The organism is Pseudoalteromonas arctica A 37-1-2, from assembly GCF_000238395.3.
GTDB lineage: Bacteria > Pseudomonadota > Gammaproteobacteria > Enterobacterales > Alteromonadaceae > Pseudoalteromonas > Pseudoalteromonas arctica.
Genome location: NZ_CP011025.1, coordinates 249394 through 267403 on the forward strand (window position 1 = coordinate 249394; position 18010 = coordinate 267403).

Consider the following 18010-nt stretch of genomic DNA (forward strand, 5'->3'; position numbering starts at 1 on the left):
TTAACTCTCCAACCCACTTGGGTAATTAGTTTGCCAGCGCCATGTGTCGTTTGTCATGTCGCTAAGTGTTAGTTCTGCGTGCCAGTTAAGTGTGTTTTGCGCTTTCGTGGCATCGGCGTAGTTACAGGCAATATCACCTGCACGGCGTGGTGCAATCTTATACGGAATATCTTTATTGGCTGATGCGCTAAATGCTTTGATCATATCAAGCACAGAATAACCTTGCCCTGTGCCTAGGTTGTAAGCATGGAAGGCGGTATCTGTTTTATGTTGCATAAATGCCGCAACATGACCTTTCGCTAAATCTAAAACATGAATATAGTCGCGCACGCCTGTGCCATCTTCGGTGTCGTAGTCGTCACCAAAAATATTAACCACGTCGCGTTTGCCTACTGCAGTTTGAGCAATAAATGGCATTAAGTTATTAGGAATACCATTAGGGCTTTCACCTAATAAACCACTTGGGTGTGCACCTACTGGGTTAAAGTAACGAAGCGCAATACCCATAAATTGACTGTTGGCATTACATACGTCTTGCATGGCTTGTTCAACCATGACTTTAGTCCAACCATAAGGGTTAGTTGCGCGTATAGGATGCTTTTCGTCAATAGGGAGGTAGTCTGGCTCGCCGTACACAGTAGCCGATGAGCTAAATATAATATGGTTAACGCCTTCATCTTGCATGTTTTGTAGCATGCTTAATGTGCCCGACACATTATTTTGATAATAACGCAGCGGTTGCTCGGTAGATTCGCCAACGGCTTTTAAAGCCGCAAAGTGAAAAACAGCTTCGGCTTTAGTATGTTTTAGGGCGAGTTTAAATTGTTGCTCGTCTTGAATGTCACCCAAAATAAACTCAAACCGAGTACCTGTAATCTTTTCGAGTTGGTCAAGTACCCGCGCACTTGCATTAGACAAGTTATCATAAATAACAGGCGTAATACCTGCTTCATGCAATGCAATACATGTGTGGCTACCTATGTAACCCATGCCGCCAGTAACTAAAACTTTCATGTTATTTCTCGAAAAGTGTATTTATATGATAAATACTACTATTAAGGGGGTTTAAAAACAATAGTTATGATTGCTGGGTAATTCAAATAAAAGCATAAAAAACATTCAGCTTAAACACTTACCTGCCTTTTAAAGGAATGCTTTTATATTAACTAACATAGGCTTAGCTTTATCAATTAATTCTATAAACTGATTCAACTATTGGCCTAATTATCAGCAGTAAGTCGGGGTGCTAATATAGCGAAAATAAAGTAAGGAGAGATCAACATGAACAAAACAATTTTACTTACCGGTGCTACCGATGGCATTGGGCTAGAAACTGCAAAGATGTTATTAGCACAAGGTCACACCGTATTATTACATGGCCGCAGCCAAGCAAAGCTAAATGCGCTACAAGTAGCTTTAACCGAGCAATACCCAAATGCAAGTACACATACTTATATTGCTGATTTAAGCGATATGAGCCAAGTTCAAACTTTGGCACAAAATGTATTAGCCGATTTGGCCGAAAATAATAACCAGCTTGACGTACTTATTAATAATGCAGGCGTTTATCAATTAGTTGATGCTACAACAATTGACGGCCTTGATGCTCGCTTTGTTGTAAACACGATTGCGCCATATCTTCTTACAAAACTATTGTTACCTGTTCTTGGTCATGATTCGCGAGTGGTTAATGTGTCATCAGCTGCGCAATCAAGCGTTAACTTAAATGCACTTATAGGTAACACTGAACTTTCTGATAGTGCGGCTTATGCACAAAGTAAATTGGCTATTACTATGTGGTCGCGTCATTTAGGGCTTGAGCTTAAAGATACTGGGCCATTAGTTGTATCGGTAAACCCTAAATCGTTACTAGGAAGTAAAATGGTAAAAGACGCTTACGGTATAGATGGTGGGGATTTAAAAATTGGCGCAAATATTTTTTGTCGCGCAGCGCTTAGTGATGAATTTAAAGATGCCGCAGGCCTGTATTTTGATAACGATACAGGACGCTTTGCGCCTCCTCATGTTGATGCACTTGATAATGCTAAAAATCAACAACTAGTAGATACGTTAGGCAGTATTTTAGCACAGCTTAAATTAGGCAAAGCATAATGAAAAATCATGTTACCTGGACAGTACAAGGCCAAATTAAAGAAGGTAAATACGATGAGTTTTTACTGGTAATGGCGCGATTAGTTACTTTGGCTAAAAGTGAAGCGGGCACTTTAATGTATGAGTGGACAGTAAGTGAAGACAAACGCAGTGTACATATTTACGAGCGTTACCAAGATGAAGATGCTGCTAAAGCGCATCTTGCTGGTTGGGGCGAAAGTGGCCCACTATTTTTAAGCGTAGTTGATATGGATAAAGTAACGGTATTTAGTCAATTATCAGAAGAGTTTGCACAAGCCTTTGCAGGCCCAAGCAGTGTATTTATGAAACCTGTGGGTGGCTTTGTAAAGTTTTAGAGAAAATATCCATTGTTGATCTAAAGAGCTCACCTCATCAGTGAGCTCTTTTTTTAGTGGCATTACTGCTCTTGCTGCAAGCGTTCGTATAGCCAATCTTTTAGTTCTGTACGTTCGTGTTTTAGTTGATGCATTTGCTCATCGCTTATGGGCGCATCTTTGAGCTCTAATACCCTAATCTCTTTATCTAGCTTGTCGTACTTATCTGCTTTTTTTGCAAATTCAGTATCGCTTTCATTTAACTCGGCAATGGTCTTTAAGTACTCTGGAAAGTCATTTGTTAATGAGTGGTCTTCGCCTAACATATTCGCTCCTTAGTAGGATATAAATGAGCTCACAAGTAAGTGAGTTGTATAAGTGAATTACTGCCTTTCATATAATACACTGGGGCTTACATAGATATAATTCAACCATCGAGCCGCTAATTTGATGTAGCACAAACAACCGTTTTTACTTTTTAGCCGTTACTGCTTTTCCCAATAAGGGACTTCACCAAAGTAGGCAATAAAATGATCGATAAACGCACGCACCTTAGGGGCTAATAATCTATTGCTTGGATATACAGCCCAAATATCGGCATTAGCTACCAGCGGAAAGTCTTTTAACACTTCTACTAGGCTGCCATCTTCTAAATATTTATAGCTACACCAATTTGAACTAATAGTAATACCTAACCCTTGTACGCACGCATCACGAACGGCTTCACCGTTATCAAAACGAAGTGCGCCTTTGGTTTTAATATTAAGAGTGTCTTTACCTGATTTAAAACCCCAGCTCTCTATACTGGCTAAGTTAATAATTTGATGATTAACTAAATCTTGCGGTGTTTTAGGCAAGCCGTTTTTAGCTATATACTCAGGCGATGCGCATACAATACGGTTATCAGATGCCAGTTTGCGAGCAATTAGGTTTGAATCTTTAAGTGCCGCATCGCGAATTGCAATATCAAAACCGCCTTCTACTAAATCAACAATAGTATCGCTAAAGCGGCAATCTATAGTCAGCCCTGGGTATTTTTGCATAAAGCTTTTTAAGGCAGGGACTATATGCATTCGTCCAAAAGAAGCAGGCGCAGTGATACGTAATGTACCTTGCGGCACTAAGCTTCCTGCACCTACCGAGGCGCGTGCGGTTTCTAATGTTGCTAGCACCTCTTGTGCATGAGGTAAAAATGCCTCGCCTTCTTCGGTCAGCGACACCTTGCGCGTAGTACGATGAATAAGTCGTACTCCTAAGTTCTCCTCAAGCTTACTAATATATGCACTCGCTACTGCTGGTGATAAATCAAGCTCTCTTCCTGCTAGGCTTATATTATATGTATTAGCAATGCGTACAAACAAAGCAAGATGGTCATTATTCATACTTGATTCTCAATATTATGTTGAAACAGATTGTGTATTTAGCCTTATTATCATTTATTAAAGGCAAAGCTACAATGAAACCTCATTACACATTAACTATAAACAGCTAATAGAGGCAACACTCATGAAAGCAATGACAATTAATAATTTTGGTGGCACTGAAGAGTTTGTAGCAGCAGAGGTTGCAAAACCACAAGTAACCGCAGGTAACGTATTGGTTCGCATTGCTGCAACTAGCGTAAATACAATTGATATGATGATTCGTCAAATGGGTGCCGATTTACCATTTGCTCCAAAGTTACCAGGCATTTTAGGTATGGACTTTGCGGGCACTATTGAAGCTGTGGGAGACGGTGTAACAGAGTTTACTGTAGGTGATGAAATTTACGGTTGTGCTGGTGGCCTAGGCGATTTACCAGGTGCACTTGCTGAGTTTATGCTTGCTGATAAGCGCTTAATTGCTCACAAACCTAAAAATTTAACCATGAAAGAAGCAGCCGCTATTCCACTTGTAGGTATTACTGCACTTGAAGGCTTAACGCGTGCAAATGTAAAAGCAGGTCAAAAAGTGTTAGTGCACGGTGGCGCAGGTGGTGTAGGCCATTTAGCAGTACAACTAGCTAAGCACTTTGGCGCTGATGTTTACTCAACTGGCGGTAACGCAGAGCAACTAGCACTAATAGAAAGCTTTGGCGCTACAGGCATTAACTTTAAAGACGAAACTGTAGAGCAATACGTTGAAAAACATACCAGCAATGTGGGCTTTGATATGGTGTTTGACACGGTAGGAGGCGGTAACCTTACTAACTCGTTTGCAGCAGCAAAGCTAAATGCCCAGGTATCTACAACGCTCTCTTTATTAGAAGTAGACTTAAGCCCAGTACACTTTAAAGGGTTATCGTTAAACGTAATCTTTATGCTTATTCCAATGATCCATGACTTTAACCGTCAAGACCACGGCGACAAACTTACTAAACTTGCGCAAATTGTTGAAGCAGGCGGTATGCGCCCAGTACTTGATGAGCAAGACTTTAGTTTAGAAGACGCAGCTAAAGCGCATGACCGCTTAGCAAGTGGCCAAGCACTGGGTAAAGTGGTTATAAACGTACAATAATGCATTAAGGCCGGCTTTTTAGCCGGCTTCTTTATAATTCTAATATTCCTTCTAAAGATAGCTCTAACGTAAGATAAACAAACCTCATTTATGTTGACGAATTAATAGTGGTAGAATGCAGCGCTTAGTACCACTTGTGTAAAGTAGTGGTCAATAATTTATAAGGTCTGTTGTGTAATGCTGTTGATGATCGACAACTACGATTCGTTTACTTACAACTTAGTGCAATATTTTCAGCGTTTAGATCAAGACGTTTTAGTAAAACGTAATGATGAGCTAAGCATTGCGCAAATAAAACAGTTAAACCCGCAGCACATCGTGTTATCGCCAGGGCCATGCACCCCTAACGAAGCGGGTATTTCGTTAAATGTTGTTGAGCAACTAAAAGGGCAATATCCTATTTTAGGAATTTGCTTGGGACATCAAACTATCGCACAAGCTTTAGGGGGAGATGTAATTCGTGCTAAAAAAGTAATGCACGGTAAAACATCACCCATAGTTCACACTAACAAAGGTGTGTTTAAAGGTTTAGCTAACCCGTTAACAGTGTGTCGTTATCATTCTTTGGTGGTTAAAGCACAAACGCTGCCTAAAGAACTTGAAGTAACCGCATGGACTCAGACTGAGCAAGGCGAGTTTGACGAAATTATGGGGTTACTTCATAAAGAACTAGCAATCGAAGGTGTGCAGTTTCACCCCGAAGCTATTTTAACTGATCAAGGCTTAGAACTGCTTGATAACTTTTTAACTCGCTTCTAATGTTATAATACACAGAGCATTTAATACTTTATTAATGGATGTCATGACTGAACTTGTAGCCCAGCAGCGTAATGCCAAAATACTAAGCCAACGGGCTCATGACTTATTGCTTGGGCACAGCTTTGCGCATCAGCAAATTGGTTTCATCCATACATTAGATATAGATTACGGCGAACCCATGAAGCAACGCACTTTGCTTCAGGTTGAAGTGGCCGCACAGAATAAACGCCAGCAAAGCAGTACTGCACATCATAAGTACCGCGCTCAAGCGAGTGAGCAACTGCACAAAACAATTGAAACAGCTATATATAAGCAGCTTGAAGATATAGATGGCGTAATTCACAGCACTATAGGTATTGAAGATGGCATTGCCAATATACTCGATATATTAGCTGTAAAGTCAGCGTCGGTAGGGCGTTTAGAGCCACTAGTTAATGATATAAGCTGGTTGGGTAGAGAATTAGTAACGCTTGTTAATTTACCTTACTATCGTAATCAACGTAGTAAAAACACGTCTGTAAAAGTAGATAAACCATCGCTTGCCCTTCGTTATATTGGCCTTGATAACTTACAGCTAGTGATTCCTACATTTGCTGCGCGTCATTGGATGCCACATAGCACCGAACCATTTTCATTATTAAAACGCCGGCTACGCGACAGCGCAATGGCAAACGCGATTGCTGCGCAAAAAATTGCACAAATTAATAATGTGAATGACGTACATGCATTTACCCTTGGAATGCTTTTAGATGTAGGGCGAATTGCATTAGTGCGCTTGTACTTAAAAACGTTTGAGAAAGTATGGCAACGCAAAGTGCAGTTAGCCCGAAATGAAAACCAAAAAGATTTACACACCGCATTATTAGAGCTACAGCCCGACCCGCTATTTTTAACCACTCTACTTAGCAATAAGTCGATAGAAGTAAGCGCCAAAGTAATAGACAAAATGGCTTTTAAATATTTACCGTTTAAAGGTGTAATGCAGCAGCTAGTAAATGGGGTAGATAAAGGCGATACATTACTGCCGTTAACAGAAGTAATGCTAAAGGCACGTTGCTACTCTCAATATCTTAATTTAAAAGAGCATCAACTTATTGAGCCTGATGAAACTCTAAGCTGGTTTTCGTACTTTAAGTTCACTAAAACGGAACTAAAAACCCTCCAATCGAGTAATTTTACCAATTTAGCTATTCAAATTGACTAAAAATCTGAATTTTTTGTTAATTTTTTTGCGACTAACCATTCATTCTCACTCTATTGTTATATTGCATATTTGCCGATTAAAGCATGCGCGCCTTGGTGCTCATGCGGTTAGTTGTTTAAAAATAAGCATAAATAGCTATGCAAATAGTTATTCACTATCTATGAAATAATATCTTTAGCCCTTTATTTTAAAGGGATACATGAAAGTTTTTAACGAGACAGATATAAGTAATTCTGAAATAATGTGCGTCTGAAAATTGAACCACAAAGCAATTTTGCGCAATTATCAGGTTACTGATCTTGCCTATAAAGTTGGTTACAAATATTAACCAAACACCTATTTTGATGTTTTGTGTTGCTCACAATTAAGAGGAAATAAAATGACAGTCAATCGCGAATTATTTGATCACGTAATGGTTCCTAACTACGCACCTTCAAGCGTAATTCCTGTTCGAGGCGAAGGTTCTCGCGTATGGGATCAACAAGGTCGAGAGTTTATCGACTTTGCTGGTGGTATTGCAGTTAACTGTCTTGGCCATTGCCATCCTGCATTAGTAGGCGCATTAAAAGAGCAAGGCGAAAAAATCTGGCATCTATCAAATGTAATGACCAATGAGCCGGCACTTCGCCTAGCTAAAAAAATGGTTGATGCTACATTTGCTGAAAAAGTTTACTTTGCCAACTCAGGCGCAGAAGCAAACGAAGCAGCGCTTAAATTAGCGCGTCGTTTTGCACTTGATAAGTTTGGCGCAGAAAAATCACAAATCATCGCGTTCAACAAAGGTTTCCACGGTCGTACATTCTTTACAGTAACTGTGGGTGGTCAAGCTGCATATTCAGATGGTTTTGGTCCTAAGCCTGGCGACATTGTACATTGTGATTACAACGACCTAGCTGCTTTTGAAGCGCTTATCAGCGACAAAACATGTGCCGTAATGATGGAACCTCTTCAAGGTGAAGGCGGTATTGTTTCACCAACTGACGATTTTGCTCAAGGCGTTCGCGATTTATGTACTAAACATAACGCACTGCTTATTTTTGATGAAGTTCAAACTGGTGTTGGCCGTACTGGCGATTTATACGCATACCAAGGCTTAAACATAGTACCTGATATTTTAACTTCAGCTAAAGCACTTGGCGGCGGTTTCCCTATTGGCGCTATGATCACAACAACTGAAATTGCACAGCATCTTAAAGTAGGTACTCATGGTTCTACTTATGGCGGCAACCCGCTTGCGTGTGCTGTTGCAGAAGCTGCATTTGATACAGTAAATACGTCAGAAGTACTTGCTGGCGTAAAAGCTAAAGCAGCATTATTTAATGAACTACTTACTGCGGTTAACGAAAAATACAACGTATTTAGCGAAATCCGTGGCCAAGGTTTATTAATTGGTGCAGTAGTGAGCGAGCAATATAAAGGTCGTGCAAAAGAGTTTTTAGTGGCAGGGACTGAGCAAGGCCTTATGTCATTAGTTGCTGGTGCAGACGTAATACGTTTCACTCCATCTTTAGTAATTCCTGAAGCGGACATTCGCGAAGGTATGGCACGCTTTGAAAAAGCAGTAGCAAGCGTAGTAAACGCATAAGCGACTTAAGCCAACCAATTAAGGGCAAGCACTGCTTGCCCTGCAATTCCTATTTACCGTTATTTATAAGGGAGCAAGCGGACTCATGATGATCCTTCGCCCAATCCAGCAAAATGATTATTCAGCATTACTGAAAATTGCCCACGAATCAGGGCATGGTTTTACGTCTTTGCCATTAAACGAAGAACTATTGCAAAAAAAGATCGACCATTCAGTAAGCTCTTTTGCTAAACAAACGTCACAACCTGGTGACGAAGGCTACCTGTTTGTTCTTGAAGATAGCGAAACCGGTGACGTTGTAGGAACATCTGCAATTGAAGCTGCGGTAGGGCTTGATGATGCATTTTATCATTATCACTTAAGTAAAGTGATTCACTCTTCGCGCACATTAGACGTATACAAAGCGGTTGATATTCTAACGCTATGTAACGACTACACAGGTGCTACAGAGCTTTGCACATTGTTTTTAAAAGATGGTTATCGTAAAAATTGTAACGGTAAGCTACTTTCAAAAGCGCGCTTTATGTTTATAAAACAGCATCAAGAGCGTTTTGCGCAAACAGTAATCGCAGAAATGCGCGGTGTGTCTGACGAAAACGGCAGTAGCCCTTTTTGGCAGTGGCTTGAAGAGCACTTTTTCTCAATGGATTTTCCAACAGCCGATTACCTAACAGGTATTGGCCAAAAGGTTTTCATTGCTGAATTAATGCCTAAATACCCAATTTACGTAAACTTGCTAAGTAAAGATGCGCAAGCCGTAATAGGTAAAGTACACGACAACACTCGCCCAGCAATCGAGTTATTAAAAAGCGAAGGCTTTACGTTTAATGGCTACGTAGATATTTTTGACGGCGGCCCAACGGTTGAAGCAAAAGTAGATAACATTGCGACTATTCGTAATGCACGTAACTTTAACGTTGAAATTGGCGAAATGACTGGCGACACCATGGTGTTACTAGCTAACGAAAAGCTTAATGACTTTAGAGCAACCGTTGCACCAATGACATTTGACGAGCGCGCAAAAAGCCTTATTTTATCGCAAGAAATAGCAGATGCACTGCATTTGCAAACTGGCGATATTGTTAGTGCAACCACGATTTAATTTAGGAGAAAGTATATGACTCATCCTGCACAATTTATAAATGGTCAATGGTCACAAGGCCAAGGCACAGAATTTAATTCAGTAAACCCTGCAAATAACGACGTTATTTGGCAGGCTTCATCGGCAACTGCGGCGCAAGTAGACACCGCAGTAAATGCAGCGCGCGAAGCGTTTTATGCATGGGCTGATAAAAGCTTTACTGAGCGCTTGGAAATAATTAAAGCATTTGCAGCGCAATTAAAAGAAAACAGCGAAGAGCTCGCTATTACTATTGCACAAGAAACAGGTAAGCCACTGTGGGAAACTCGCACAGAAGCGGGTGCTATGGTTGGTAAAATTGCCATTTCTGAAAAAGCATTTTTAGAGCGCACTGGGGACGTAGAAAACGCAATGCCACTTGGCCGTGCGATGATTCGTCATAAGCCACATGGTGTTGTAGCCGTATTTGGTCCGTATAACTTTCCGGGTCACTTACCTAATGGCCACATTGTGCCAGCGCTTTTAGCAGGTAACACGGTTGTGTTTAAACCGTCTGAACTTACTCCTAAAGTAGCTGAGCTTACGCTTAAACTGTGGGAAAAAGCAGGTTTACCAGCAGGTGTCATTAACCTTGTACAGGGTGAAGTAGAAACGGGTAAAGCCCTTGCTGCTCACAAAGGTATTGATGGCTTGTTCTTTACGGGTTCTTCGCGTACTGGTCATATTTTACATGAACAGTTTGCGGGTCAACCGGGCAAAATTTTAGCGCTAGAAATGGGTGGTAATAACCCACTTATTATTACTGATGTTGAAGACACTAAAGCGATTGTTCACGATATTATTCAATCAGCGTTTATCTCAAGTGGCCAGCGTTGTACGTGTGCACGTAAACTATTTTTACCAACGGGTAGCAAAGGTGATGTGATACTGGAGCGTTTAATCACAGCAACTAAAGCGATTAAAGTAGGTAATTATGACGATGCAGACCAGCCATTTATGGGCTCTATGATTTCATCAGCTGCAGCTGCAGGCATGGTTAAAGCGCAAAACGAGCTTGTTGAGCTTGGTGGTGAAGTATTAGTAGAACTTGAGCACACAGCTAATACTGGCTTTGTAACACCAGGTATTATTGAGTGTACAAATATTAGTGACTTCCCAGATGAAGAGCATTTTGGACCACTTTTAAAAGTGTTCCGCTTTGACGACTTTGACCAAGCCATTGATAAAGCAAACGATACAACCTTTGGTTTATCGGCTGGTTTATTAAGTGACAGTGCAGCAGATTACGACCATTTCTTACGTCGTATTCGTGCAGGTATTGTTAACTGGAATCGCCCAATTACTGGCGCATCAAGCGCAGCACCGTTTGGTGGTATTGGCGCATCGGGCAACCACAGAGCAAGTGCGTATTACGCAGCCGATTACTGTGCATACCCAGTTGCTTCGGTAGAGCTTGAAAAAGTAGCTATGCCAGCAACACTAAGCCCAGGCTTAAAAATAGATTAAGTAGTAATACTACTTAATTATTATAAAAGCAGCTTCGGCTGCTTTTTTTGTATTGCTAACGCGCAAAGCTAGCAATCAACAGCGCTTTCTGCTTAAATCAAAAATAATTAATTATACAAAGGTGGTACAAAAATGGTTTTAGATAGGCAAGGGTACGATGATTTGATCATGTATCTAACTCAAAATTTAGCATTGTTTGAGAAGCCAGGCGAAATAAAACCAGGTGCCCCAACAGTAATGGAGTTAATTGAAGACGTCATTGCACAAAATGTGATGCTTATTTGCGAGCAGCACACAAACCTCAACACAGAGCAGCGTAGTCAAATTGTACGCGAAGTTGATGGCATAGTTTACGATTTAGAAGAAGTCCTCAGCAGCATCACCTCACAGCCTGTCACGGTTGAACAGCATGCCTTTATAGATGAATTTGCAGGTTTAGTAAAAAACCTCTTTGATAGCGCTTTAACACAACAATCTTAGCCATTTTATAGCCCTGCGTTGCATTTTCATTTGCAACTACGGCTAACTTGCTTACAATCAAGAAAATATTTTTTTGAGATATAACAATGCAAGCAAATGTAAAATGGGTTGAAGGCGATACGTTTATTGGTCGTTCTAATTCTAACCACAATGTTGTGTTTGATGGCGGCAGCGATAGTGCAGCACCAAGCCCAATGGAAATGGTTTTAATGTCAGTTGGCTGTTGTTCATCAGTTGATGTGGTTAGTATTTTAAAAAAAGCCAAACAAGATTTTTCAGATGTACAAGTACAACTAAGTGCAGAGCGCGCCGAAACAGCCCCACGTGTGTTTACCAAAATCAACTTACACTTTGTTGTTAAAGGCAATAATGTGTCTGAAAAGCACCTTGCACGCGCCGTTTCACTCTCTGCTGAAAAGTATTGCTCAGTTGCATTAATGCTTGATAAAACAGTAGAAATTACGCATAGCCACGAAGTTGTGCAAGATCAAGCAAAATAACGCTTTTTCCACGAGGGAAATTCGTATAAAATCCGCGAACTTTTCATTCTGCAGGTGCAGAACCCACTAATTTATAGGTTGGTTTATTATGAACAAACCCTTCGATAAACTTAAACTTCATGGCTTTAACAATTTAACCAAAAGTTTAAGCTTTAGTATTTATGATATTTGTTACGCAAAGACCGAGCAACAACGTAAAGAATATATTGAATATATCGATGAGCAGTACAGTGCAGATAGACTAACCGACATTTTAGGTGAAGTTGTTGATATTATTGGTGCTAACATTTTAAATGTAGCGCGCCAAGATTATGAACCGCAAGGCGCAAGTGTAACTATTTTGGTTTCAGAAGAACCAGTAGAAGAGCAGCAAAATTACGATGCTGACGAAGCACCAGGCCCATTACCTGATTCAGTTGTTGCGCACCTAGATAAAAGCCACATTTGTGTACACACATACCCAGAAGCTCACCCTGATGATGGTATTTGTACATTCCGTGCTGATATTGAAGTGTCTACTTGTGGCATTATTTCGCCACTTAAAGCGTTAAACTTCTTAATTCATAGCCTTGAATCAGACGTAGTAACAATTGACTACCGCGTTCGTGGTTTTACCCGCGACATAAACGGTGTTAAGCACTACATTGATCATGCTATTAGCTCGATTCAAAACTTCATGACAGAAGATACAAAAGAAGCGTACCAAATGATGGACGTGAACGTGTATCAAGAAAACCTGTTCCATACCAAAATGATGTTAAAAGAAACCGATCTAAACACGTATTTATTCGGCCTTTCTACGGCAGATTTATCAGAGGGCGAAGAAGATGAAATTCGCTCAAAGCTGACCCGTGAAATGCAAGAAATATTCTATGGCCGTAACCTGCCAGATACAGAGTAATAGCAACGAATTAAATTAAAAATGGCGCTCAGTGAGCGCCATTTTTTTATACTTTATTTTACAAGCAATAGCTGTGTTTGTCGGCCATTTAAATACCAGACACCGCTTTTATCAAAAATAGCATCTTCCTCTAGCATTATTCTTATTTCTTTATTCCACTGTTTTACAAACACAGCATTGTTAAGCTCAATTGAGTAAGCCGTATTTAAATGAAGCGGATAGTCACCATCTCCCGGTACACCTTGCTGAGAATCCCACATACCTAATGTAGTGCCAGCAGCGTGGCCATGATAGCCAAGAGGATGGGTATAAATAGTGGGCTTTAATCCCTGCTCAATAGCGGCTTTTCGTGCTGCAGCTAAAACCTCATTACCGGTTTTACCTACCGCAAATTGACTGGTAAATATGTCTTGTAGTTTATTACCGCTTTTTAGTGCTTCAACTAAGTAACTAGGCGCACTCGTTTCGTTTTCTTTGAGCACATACGCATGCTGCTGCGTGTCGGTATTTAAGCGTAAATAAGTAATACCAAAATCTACATGAAGCAAGTCACCGGCTTGTATAACGTTATCATCGTAGCCATTGGTAAAGCTTTCTTCATGATTAAACGACTTCGCATCGGCGCGCTGAATAGCAACACTTGGGTGAAACCATGTTTGTAGTTTGAGCTCTTTTACGCGCTCTCTAAACCACCATACCAAGTCATCGCTAGTTGTTTCACCAACCGTAATTGTTTTACCCGAAAACCCCTCTGCAATAATATGATGGGCAATAGCGACAATATGTTTATACATTTTAACTTCTTCAGGAATGCGTTGCTCTAACCACGCAACAGCAAGCGGCTCTGCAGAAATTATTTTATTGTGATAAGTGGCGGGCAAGTTAGCCATTAAGGTTTTGTAATCGCCTAGCACAAGGCCATCGGCATGTGCCCAGTCGGTAGAAGTATTAAGCGCAATGTTGCGAGGTTTGTATTGCTCAATAAGTGTATTGAGTGCTTCCCACTGGCTTGGTTGTGTTTGTTTATCCCACCCTTTTTTAAATACGTTACCTATTTTATAAGGCGCAATAGCGTAAGCATCAACACCACCTTGTTTATTAAGTGCAAATAGTAAAATCGTGGTGCGTCTGGCTGAAAGCCATGTTGCAGGCAGCATTGTTTTTAATATTGGATCTTCGTTATATTCACGACTTATAAGTAGCCACATATCAGTGTTGTGCTGCTTCATTAACGAGGGCATTAAGGTATTAACTCTAAGCTCTGTTATTTTATCTATAAACGCAGCGCGCTCTTTCATCGATAAAATAGCGGGAGCGTCATCAGCTTTAACAAAGAGGCTTAAAACAAGCGTAGTTAGCAAGCTTACATAAAGTAGGAGTTGTTTAGTAAAGTGCATAATTGTTTTATTTTTAGGCTAGTTAATTTATAACATGCCTGAAGAGCGACTATAAAAAAACAATTTGAGATAAACAGCACACAAAAAAGCCCAGCTAAAAAGTAGCCGGGCTTTTGTATAAACCGTTTTATTACTTAAGCATACTGTATAAAAGTGCAAATACAGCAAGCGAGCCAACCGCTAATATAAATAGCGTGCTAAAGCGATTTCGGTATTTATTAAGTGCAGGTACTTTATAAACTGCAATCATTGGCATAATGAATAAAATCATCGCGATGATAGGGCCCGATAACTGATCCATCATGTCTAAAATACTTGGGTTTTTAACAGCACAAAACCAAATAGCTAAAAACATGATTAACACACCAATTTTATCGGTAACGCCAGCGCTTAAGCCTGTTTGTTTAGTTACTAATCCTGTAAAGCTTTCGCGTGCACCTAAAAAATGACCCAAAAACGACGATGTAATAGCAATAAAGGCAACAAGTGGCCCAAGTGTGGCAATAAACGAGTTATCAGTAATATTAGCAAGGTAGGATAAAACCGATACGTTAGCCGCTTTAGCCGCTGCCATTTGCTCGCCTGTAAGCGACAGCACGCAAGAGAACACAAATAACAGTACAAAGGTAATAAGTAGCAAGCTAGTGCGCTTTAAAATCGCCTCAGACTTACGTGTAGCTTGTTCGCCGTAATGACCGCGTTGCACATTTACAAAGCTTGAGATAGCCGCTGCGTGGCTAAACGAAAACACAATAATAGGAATCGATAACCACAACGTTTTACCAAAGCTGCCTATTTCAGGCACCGTCATATCTGGCATTTGCCAGCTAGGGATTAAATAAAGTGATAAAAAGAACAATATGCCCACAAGCGGATACACTAAAATAGCAAAGGCACGTAGCATTAAGCGCTCGCCGCCCATCATTAAGCTAATCATACCTGCAACTAATACGCCCGAAAGTAGCACGCGAGAAGGTGATTCCATCCCCATTTGATTAACCATAAAGCTATCAACGGTATTGGTTAAGCCCACACCGTAAATAAGCAAAATTGGGAATATAGATAAAAAGTACAACAAGGAAATTAACCGGCCCGCAGTCACACCAAAGTGCTCTTCAACTACGTCGGTAAAATCGGCATCTTTATTTTTTGATGAAAGTACAAAGCGCGCTAATCCACGGTGCGCAAAAAAGGTCATTGGGAACGCTAAACACGCCATAATAATTAACGGCCAAAAACCGCCAATACCAATGTTAATAGGTAAAAATAAAATACCCGCACCAACGGCGGTACCAAATAAACTTAATGTCCACTGCGTATCGTGCAGGTTCCATTTAGTTTTTGTATTTGAATTTTTGCTTGAATTTGTGTGTGTGTTTGGTGATGCATTTGAAAGCGTTGCATCTTGAGATGTTGTCATGTGTGTGTGCTCATCCATTATTTAAATAATAACTGCGCCGAAGGGTATAGTTTTTAGAGACATTTTTCATGTTTTGAAGAGATTTTTAGACTAATTAATTAGGCTCAATTGGAGGGTAAGTGTCATGAATACGAAACAGTGGTGTAAAAGTGAGCAAAAGCCTTAAATGGCAAGCCACATTATAGAGTTACTGTGCGGGGTAGGTTGGTTATTTGGAGCGAAACCCAACACGCTATAGCGTCATGCTGGCAGGAAAGCCGAGGAAGACGGTTTTCATAACGTAAAAATAGGGGAAGGTCATTTTATTTGTTTTCATTTAAAATCAAAATCTGCTCCCAAAAGCTGTTAAGTAGAAGCCATTCATCTCAACTTCATAAGAGATTTTTATTAAACTCCGTTATACTTCCTACAATTGAATATGCCAAACGAAGTAAATAGGCCGCTAACTGCAATGAGCAAAGAAATTCTTTTCCATACTACTTTTGCGCACGAAACCAGTAAAACATGGGTTGTATTTGTCCATGGAGCAGGTGGTAGTTCGGCAATTTGGTTTCGTCAGCTTAAAGCTTATAAAAAAGAATATAATGTATTGTTACTAGATCTTCGTGGTCACGGTAAATCGAATAACTTAGTACAAAACTTTGTTGATAATAATTATTCATTTAATAATGTCTCTAAAGACATTATCGATGTGTTAGATCATAACAATATCACCAGCGCACACTTTGTTGGCATTTCATTGGGCACAATTATTATTCGAAATATTGCTGAAATTGCGCCGCAATATGTTTCTAGCATGGTGCTAGGTGGAGCGGTTACTCGTTTTAATACTCGCAGTAATACATTGGTTTATTTAGGTAATACTTTTAAACACTTCCTGCCTTATATGTGGCTGTATCGCTTATTTGCTTTTATTATGATGCCGAAAAAGCGTCATAAAGAATCTCGACTTTTGTTTGTTCGTGAAGCAAAACGCTTGTGCCAAAAAGAGTTTATAAAGTGGTTTAAATTAGCCATGGACGTAAACCCTTTAATGCAATACTTCAAAGAAAAAGACATTGATATTCCCATTCTGTATATTATGGGTAAGGAAGATCATATGTTCCTTGGCCCTGTTAAAGAAATGGTTAAGCGTCATAAAAACAGCGTACTGCAAACTATTCACCATTGCGGCCATGTCTGTAATGTGGAGCGCCCAGACTTATTCAATCAGCACTCGCTTGCTTTTATCGCCCAGCAAAATCGTTAAGGGTTGTAGCTTTTAAAAAGTGTGCAATGAGGGGTAAGTACTTAGTAAATTGGATTAGATCATTCTTTTTGGCTTTCGTCCTAAACTAAAAACAAGACCTAAAGTAATAAAACCCAACACGCCATAGCTCCCGTCAATTCTTACTTTATTTTATAGTTTTTTAGATTTTAGCTGAGTAGGTGTGGCAACGGATATCTAGAAGCTTGAGTGTCCTTACTTATTAGGTTTATTTAATTAATAATTATTACTTAACTAATTAAGGGGGAATAGTATGAGTAATAATTCAATAAAGTGGTACGAGAAACCAAGTGGTATATTAGCTTTAAATACTTTAGGTAGCATAATTGCTGCATTCATTTTTACAGTAATATTTTAAAGGTTGGCTATGAAGGGTAAATATCTAGATATTAATGAGCAAACCATTAATGAATTAGAGGACGCGTGGAAGTATCTCAATAAACATTTTTATAGTGAGTTAAATTTAGAAAATAATCGCCCTATGGAGTCGGAAAATCCACTTGGTAAACTTGCATATTTTATGGAATTTGGGATTTACCCACCACCTGAATTATTACTAAAAATATCAGAGATTTATGAAGTGTATATGTTACAAGCTGGTAAAGTTGATCTTGAAGAATCATTTTATGGGAAGCCCATTAAAGGTATTGGAAACTTTTCTGGGCGAGAAGCAAAAAAGCAAGACGTTAAATTTTTAGAGATAACATTATCTATGGAAGCTATTGGTAACAAAAAGAAAAAACGTTCGCAATATGAAATAGCCGAAGAATATTTGAGAGCTAAAGGCTCTGACGAAGATCCTGAACACTTATTAAGAAAGTTGCGAAGATACAGAAATAAGCCTGCAAACTAAAGGCATATAATAAGCGCTTTAAACAGGGCAATAGTCTTCTCAATATGCAGTTGTCACCTCTTCATAATATGAAGATCAAAAGCTATCAATTGTCTTTTTAACAACCGATAGCTA

At 39.8% G+C, this 18010-nt stretch carries 18 protein-coding genes; 13 read left to right on the forward strand and 5 right to left on the reverse strand.

Features of this window, described 5'->3' with window-relative positions:
- Window positions 1–1014: a UDP-glucose 4-epimerase GalE gene (gene galE / locus PARC_RS01140; protein WP_010555020.1), complete on the reverse strand. Its 1014-nt coding sequence runs from the start codon at window positions 1012–1014 to the stop codon at window positions 1–3.
- Between the two features lie 267 nt (window positions 1015–1281).
- Here galE and PARC_RS01145 point away from each other — a divergent pair, with 267 nt between their 5' ends.
- Window positions 1282–2112 (forward strand): SDR family NAD(P)-dependent oxidoreductase, encoded by an 831-nt coding sequence (locus PARC_RS01145; RefSeq protein ID WP_010555019.1) that lies wholly within the window; start codon window positions 1282–1284, stop codon window positions 2110–2112.
- Complete coding sequence (locus PARC_RS01150) at window positions 2112–2468, forward strand: putative quinol monooxygenase (RefSeq protein ID WP_007580068.1); 357 nt, start codon at window positions 2112–2114, stop codon at window positions 2466–2468. Before PARC_RS01145 ends, PARC_RS01150 begins: the two co-directional genes overlap by 1 nt.
- A gap of 62 nt (window positions 2469–2530) precedes the next feature.
- Here the strand turns inward: PARC_RS01150 and PARC_RS01155 are convergent, their stop codons facing one another.
- Window positions 2531–2773 carry an HP1242/YdcH family protein gene (locus PARC_RS01155; protein ID WP_007580070.1) on the reverse strand — a complete coding sequence of 81 codons (243 nt, stop codon included), beginning with the start codon at window positions 2771–2773 and terminating at the stop codon, window positions 2531–2533.
- A 159-nt stretch (window positions 2774–2932) separates the two neighbouring features.
- Entirely contained in the window at window positions 2933–3829 is an 897-nt protein-coding gene (locus PARC_RS01160) for a LysR family transcriptional regulator (protein ID WP_010555018.1), read from the reverse strand.
- 124 nt (window positions 3830–3953) lie between these two features.
- Between PARC_RS01160 and PARC_RS01165 the strand changes: the two genes are divergently transcribed.
- The 9 genes from PARC_RS01165 to speD all read left to right on the forward strand — a co-directional run bounded on the left by PARC_RS01165 (window position 3954) and on the right by speD (window position 12959).
- Window positions 3954–4943: a zinc-dependent alcohol dehydrogenase family protein gene (locus PARC_RS01165; RefSeq protein WP_010555017.1), complete on the forward strand. Its 990-nt coding sequence runs from the start codon at window positions 3954–3956 to the stop codon at window positions 4941–4943.
- Between the two features lie 177 nt (window positions 4944–5120).
- A complete protein-coding gene (locus PARC_RS01170; RefSeq protein WP_010555016.1) occupies window positions 5121–5702 on the forward strand; it encodes an anthranilate synthase component II in 582 nt (193 codons plus the stop codon).
- A 43-nt stretch (window positions 5703–5745) separates the two neighbouring features.
- Window positions 5746–6906, forward strand: coding sequence for an HDOD domain-containing protein (locus PARC_RS01175; protein ID WP_010555015.1), 1161 nt, complete (start codon window positions 5746–5748; stop codon window positions 6904–6906).
- A gap of 379 nt (window positions 6907–7285) precedes the next feature.
- On the forward strand, window positions 7286–8491 hold the full coding sequence (locus PARC_RS01180; RefSeq protein ID WP_010555014.1) for an aspartate aminotransferase family protein: 1206 nt from the start codon (window positions 7286–7288) through the stop codon (window positions 8489–8491).
- Window positions 8492–8576: 85 nt separating this feature from the next.
- Window positions 8577–9593, forward strand: a complete 1017-nt coding sequence (astA, locus tag PARC_RS01185) for an arginine N-succinyltransferase (protein ID WP_010555013.1) — start codon at window positions 8577–8579, stop codon at window positions 9591–9593.
- A gap of 15 nt (window positions 9594–9608) precedes the next feature.
- Complete coding sequence (astD, locus tag PARC_RS01190) at window positions 9609–11078, forward strand: succinylglutamate-semialdehyde dehydrogenase (RefSeq protein WP_010555012.1); 1470 nt, start codon at window positions 9609–9611, stop codon at window positions 11076–11078.
- Window positions 11079–11210: 132 nt separating this feature from the next.
- Complete coding sequence (locus tag PARC_RS01195) at window positions 11211–11558, forward strand: DUF3802 family protein (protein ID WP_007580087.1); 348 nt, start codon at window positions 11211–11213, stop codon at window positions 11556–11558.
- 86 nt (window positions 11559–11644) lie between these two features.
- A complete protein-coding gene (locus PARC_RS01200) occupies window positions 11645–12058 on the forward strand; it encodes an OsmC family protein (protein WP_002958863.1) in 414 nt (137 codons plus the stop codon).
- An 88-nt stretch (window positions 12059–12146) separates the two neighbouring features.
- Window positions 12147–12959, forward strand: a complete 813-nt coding sequence (gene speD, locus PARC_RS01205; protein ID WP_007376266.1) for an adenosylmethionine decarboxylase — start codon at window positions 12147–12149, stop codon at window positions 12957–12959.
- Between the two features lie 53 nt (window positions 12960–13012).
- On the opposite strand, the gene PARC_RS01210 is transcribed toward speD, so the two are convergent.
- Both PARC_RS01210 and PARC_RS01215 read right to left on the reverse strand, forming a co-directional pair.
- The gene (locus PARC_RS01210; protein ID WP_010555011.1) at window positions 13013–14356 is read right to left on the reverse strand and encodes a M24 family metallopeptidase; all 1344 of its coding nucleotides are present in this window, start codon (window positions 14354–14356) and stop codon (window positions 13013–13015) included.
- 130 nt (window positions 14357–14486) lie between these two features.
- Complete coding sequence (locus tag PARC_RS01215; RefSeq protein ID WP_007580094.1) at window positions 14487–15776, reverse strand: SLC5/6 family protein; 1290 nt, start codon at window positions 15774–15776, stop codon at window positions 14487–14489.
- 451 nt (window positions 15777–16227) lie between these two features.
- Here PARC_RS01215 and PARC_RS01220 point away from each other — a divergent pair, with 451 nt between their 5' ends.
- Both PARC_RS01220 and PARC_RS01225 read left to right on the forward strand, forming a co-directional pair.
- Window positions 16228–17025, forward strand: coding sequence for an alpha/beta fold hydrolase (locus tag PARC_RS01220; protein WP_007580097.1), 798 nt, complete (start codon window positions 16228–16230; stop codon window positions 17023–17025).
- 385 nt (window positions 17026–17410) lie between these two features.
- Window positions 17411–17896, forward strand: coding sequence for a hypothetical protein (locus PARC_RS01225; RefSeq protein WP_010555009.1), 486 nt, complete (start codon window positions 17411–17413; stop codon window positions 17894–17896).
- The last annotated feature ends 114 nt before the right edge of the window (window positions 17897–18010 follow it).